Below are 4247 nucleotides of genomic sequence, written 5' to 3'. Positions count from 1 at the left end.
ATCATCTTCGATGATGCCGACATTGACGGTGCTGTTGACGGTGCGGTCCAGGCGAAGTTCCGCAATGCCGGCCAGACCTGCGTTTCCGCGAACCGCATTTACGTCCAATCGAGCGTTCACGATGAGTTCGTCAAGAAATTCGTGGAAAGAATCCGGCACTTGTCGGTTGGCGACGGATTCGATGCCGGAGTGGACATCGGACCGCTCATCGACAAGCATGCTCTGGCCAAGATCGAGTCTCACGTCGCAGATGCCATTGCGAAAGGCGGCACAATACGATGCGGGGGCCAGCGTATCGGCAAGAATGGCACGTTTTTCGAACCCACGGTCCTCACCGAGATTTCCAGCGTCATGGCAGTCGCGCAAGAGGAGACATTCGGGCCGCTCGCGCCGATCATTCGCTTCAACGATGCGGATCAGGTCGTGCGCGAGGCCAATGACACGATATACGGCCTCGCCGCATACTTCTATGCCTCAAACCTGAAGCGGGTCTGGCGTGTGGCAGAGGCTCTGGAATATGGCATGGTTGGCATCAACACGGGACGCATGTCCTCGGAGGCGGCACCGTTTGGCGGGATCAAACAATCCGGCATCGGGCGGGAGGGTTCCCGTCATGGCCTCGAGGACTATCTGGAAATGAAATATCTTTGCATGGGCGGGATTTGAAACCTGCTGCACTGTCTCTCCGCCCCACCGGGGGGCGGCCTGCGGTCAATGCCGCCACCTAATTGGAAGTTCCAAACGCCGTTGACCTGAAACACGGATGCCCGGCAGGAGACTGAGCTCGCTGTCGGGCCGGACATGCCTTGGGAGGGCATAAGTCAGCGCTCCTAGGGCCGATGGGCCACTCAGTTCGTGCGCCTTTTGCCGATTGCGTTGCATGTGCCGTGCCAAGCCAAAAAGCATTGATAAACCGCCGATGGATCAGCTTTTGCCCTGTTGCGCATTCTACATTGTGGGATATGCGACAATGCCCAAGCGGTTGAATCGTCGTGTTGCAGAACCCCAGACGGGTCATGACTGCTATTCTTAGGACAGTGCGCAGCAAGCCGCTACTCGCTGCACTCCAGGCACACCATTTCCATAATCAAGCGGTGGGTGCTATGTTGACCGAGCTGTCGACCAGGGAACGGTGTGAGGCCTCAGATCCCTCCATATTGTTGCACCCGCCGGTCCAACAGGACTGCAGGTCCGGCCTCAAAGGATCTTGGCTGCTATGGCGACATTGCGGTGCACGCCGCTTTCCGACCAATGATGTGCGTCCAGGTCGAGGCCGGCCCTAATGAACCACCGCCTTGGCACCCTCGCCCATCTCATTTCGGCATCGACAAGCTAGACCAGAGCGCACTTGCAAGGCGCCATGCAGTCCTGTCGGCGGGCGAACTGTTGGTGACGGGTACAGCTGCGAGCGAACGTTCATCCACCGACGCACAGCGCGGACTGTCGCTTTTCAAATTAGGAAATCTCTGTAGCCACCATTCATGAGCGCGCGGCCACGCGAGACGGCCCGACGGATGCGGTCGCGCAGATGATCGCGAGGATCCGCCCAGTCGGCATGGACGCGCCGTTGACCGATGAGAACTTCGGCGAGCTCGCGATGAGGTGCTCCGGCGAGCGAACCGTCGAGCGCACGAAGAACGAAGGACAAACGAACGCCGCGCTTTTCCGGCGCAAACAAGCGGGGGGGCAACTGTTGCCCTAGACTGAGAGCATTGAGGCACTCCAGTCCCCTCAGTCGATGCTTTAAAAGCACCGCGGGCCAGATGGCTTGCGTATGCAGGCAAACAGGGTGGAGGATATTCGCGCCCGAGACGGCGAGCTGCAGCGCGTGGTCCGCATTGCGAAGAAGAACATGCTGGCTCTTGTCGGGCGCCAGCAGGACGATTGCACGACAGGGCAATGCCGAGAGTTCGAACGGCGGTGTCGGCGACGAGGCAGGCAACCGTTCCGCAATGACCGGCAGCACATGGACGCACCAGAGCGGACACCAGAATACGACCGAAGCGCGGCCACAAGACTCCGCGAAACAGAACACCCCAGCGTGACAGGTCGCCGGCCGACGCGACCATATCGAGAAAGGATTGGAGAGACCAAGTCTTGCAATGCTGGCGCGCAGCGGTCAGATCGCGCTGGAACGCTGGATTGCGGCGTAAGAACTCCCAAGCCCACTCCCGCAGCGTCAGGCCAGCGGTGTAGTCGTATGATCTTTCATCCCGCCAATCGGCCTGATCCGCGCCAGTCAGGAGATTCATGACTGACATCCCCTGCCCGCGCCTGCGTGCGTCGAAACATTATGCCACTTCGCAAAGCATCGGCGAAGGCAGCAGACGTCGAAGACCCCGTTTCGTTGAAGCGTCAGCCATCGCCACTGTCGGCGACAGAAGATGTGCCCAAATTGCCACCAGACCGTCGAACTGGCACAGCGACGGCCAGCGCGACCTGGAATTGATCCCGTAACGGTCATCGGCTCCTGCGTCGCGATCCAGACGTCCCTTGAAGGCGCAGTAGCGCGGCAGTGGATCGCACGCTGCTTGTCGGCAAGTTGTCGTAGCGGCGGCGCCATAGGCACGGTCATCGGAGGGTCTCCTGCGGCAAGCTTTCGCCATTGGAGGCCAATCTCCCCGCTAGGGCAGCCTGTGCAGTTGCACAGGTGAAGCGGATCAATCAGGGGGAGCCATGGCGGAAACTGGATGATGGCGGCTTGAGGAGAGCGGCGTATCGAGGCGGGTGATGAAGCCTGCCAGTACCTCTCAAGGAGAGTGATACGCCATGAACGAGACTATCAACACATTGTTCGCCTTCGTCAGCCCGACGAAATCGATGATACCCTGACGGATGTACTTCGCAGCGGCGCGCGCAAATTGCTTGCGCATGCGATCGAGATGGAGGCCGAGGCGTATGCCAAGGCGGTCGACTGCCTGACGAAAGATCATATTGCGTCGCTGGCGCTCTACGATTTCCCCGCCCAACACTGGGATCATCTGCGAACGTCCAATCCCATCGAAAGCGTCTTTGCAACCGTTCGCTATCGCACGGTGCGTACCAAGGGCTCGCTATCCTCGAAAACCGCCCAGCTGATGGTCTTCAAGCTGTTGGCCGCGGCCAGGAAGTGGCGACGATTGAAAGGACAAAATCAGTTGCCGAAACTCATCGCAGGTGCCAGGTTCCTGGACGGAATCCAGGTCATCGAAACGAAGCCGCAGAGCGCCGCTTGATCAGCCTCGTCACCCAAATTCCAGCATAGCTCCATCGGAACTGCCAGCCTTCCTTGCCGATCAGGCGCATATCAGCGCTGACGATACCGAGGACGGCGATGGCGGTCACCTCCAGGCCGCCGAGTAACGACCCTCAAAACACCGCACTGGTCGAGGCCAGCCTGAACCGGTATCTTGTGCCTGCCCTCGGGAGTCGCTCTATCCACCATGTGATCGACACCGACATTGCTAACATCACCAAGAAGATCGTCGCCGGGGGTCACCCGCAAGCGGCTAACACGGCCTTCTGGTGTATGCGGGCATTTTTCAACTGGTGTCGCAAACCGCCGCAACGGCTCATCCGCGGTTTCCCCGCGAGGGATTGGAAAATCCGGATCCGGCCCCGATCGTCAAGCGCAAGCGAGTGGTGAACGATGCCGAACTGGCGGCTATATGAACGGGCTGTGAGCCCGAACCGGGCGATATCGGCTATTCGTTCGGCTCCATCGTCAAGCTGCTCATTCTGACCGGACAGAGGCGTACGGAAGTTGCCGCGATGCGTTGGTCCTCAACCTTGAAGCCGGAACATGGAACTATCGGGTGACCGCACGAAGAACGAAGAGCCTACGCTTATTCCGCTGTCCACACTGGCGGTGTCGGTCCCCCAGACGGTACCGAAGACCAATGACACGTTTTTTTCCCTGCGAGGGGCAACGAAAGAAGCCACTTCTCAGGCTACGCGAAGGGCAAGAAGGCTCTAGACGGCAAGGTCAATACTGACGGGGTGGCTTTGGAGAACTGGACCCTTCACGATCTGCGCAGGACGCTCGCGACAAATCTCGGCAGGCGGCAGGTATTGCCACACGTCATCGAGCACATACTGAATCACAAGGCGGCGTCCTTGACAGACATTGGCGAAATCTACAATCTCTATAGCAACGTCAAGGAGAAGCGCGAGGTGTTGCAGATGTGGTCAAATCACATCGAATGGCTGATCAAGCAGGCTGCGGATGACGCTCTGGCGGCGTAGCTGCTGGCATGGGCGGAAGATGC

General features: G+C 59.2%; 5 protein-coding genes. 4 read left to right on the top strand and 1 reads right to left on the bottom strand.

The window, feature by feature from the left end; genetic code table 11:
• A partial coding sequence (locus EOA22_RS25850) for an aldehyde dehydrogenase family protein (RefSeq protein WP_127312601.1) occupies nt 1-666 on the top strand: 666 nt, incomplete at its 5' end.
• Between the two features lie 784 nt (nt 667-1450).
• On the opposite strand, the gene EOA22_RS25845 is transcribed toward EOA22_RS25850, so the two are convergent.
• Nucleotides 1451-1966, bottom strand: a complete 516-nt coding sequence (locus EOA22_RS25845; RefSeq protein ID WP_224570032.1) for a DUF2285 domain-containing protein — start codon at nt 1964-1966, stop codon at nt 1451-1453.
• 793 nt (nt 1967-2759) lie between these two features.
• On the opposite strand from EOA22_RS25845, the gene EOA22_RS25840 reads away from it, so the two are divergent.
• The 3 genes from EOA22_RS25840 to EOA22_RS39590 all read left to right on the top strand — a co-directional run bounded on the left by EOA22_RS25840 (nt 2760) and on the right by EOA22_RS39590 (nt 4224).
• A complete protein-coding gene (locus EOA22_RS25840) occupies nt 2760-3215 on the top strand; it encodes a transposase (protein WP_256748481.1) in 456 nt (151 codons plus the stop codon).
• A 289-nt stretch (nt 3216-3504) separates the two neighbouring features.
• Nucleotides 3505-3651, top strand: a complete 147-nt coding sequence (locus tag EOA22_RS38215; protein ID WP_164750871.1) for a hypothetical protein — start codon at nt 3505-3507, stop codon at nt 3649-3651.
• A gap of 444 nt (nt 3652-4095) precedes the next feature.
• Complete coding sequence (locus EOA22_RS39590; protein WP_135907184.1) at nt 4096-4224, top strand: hypothetical protein; 129 nt, start codon at nt 4096-4098, stop codon at nt 4222-4224.
• The last annotated feature ends 23 nt before the right edge of the window (nt 4225-4247 follow it).

The organism is Mesorhizobium sp. M7A.F.Ca.US.014.04.1.1, from assembly GCF_003998745.1.
GTDB lineage: Bacteria > Pseudomonadota > Alphaproteobacteria > Rhizobiales > Rhizobiaceae > Mesorhizobium > Mesorhizobium ciceri.
The sequence above is the reverse complement of the archived record's forward strand: the minus strand, read 5'-3'. Positions and strand labels throughout refer to the sequence as shown.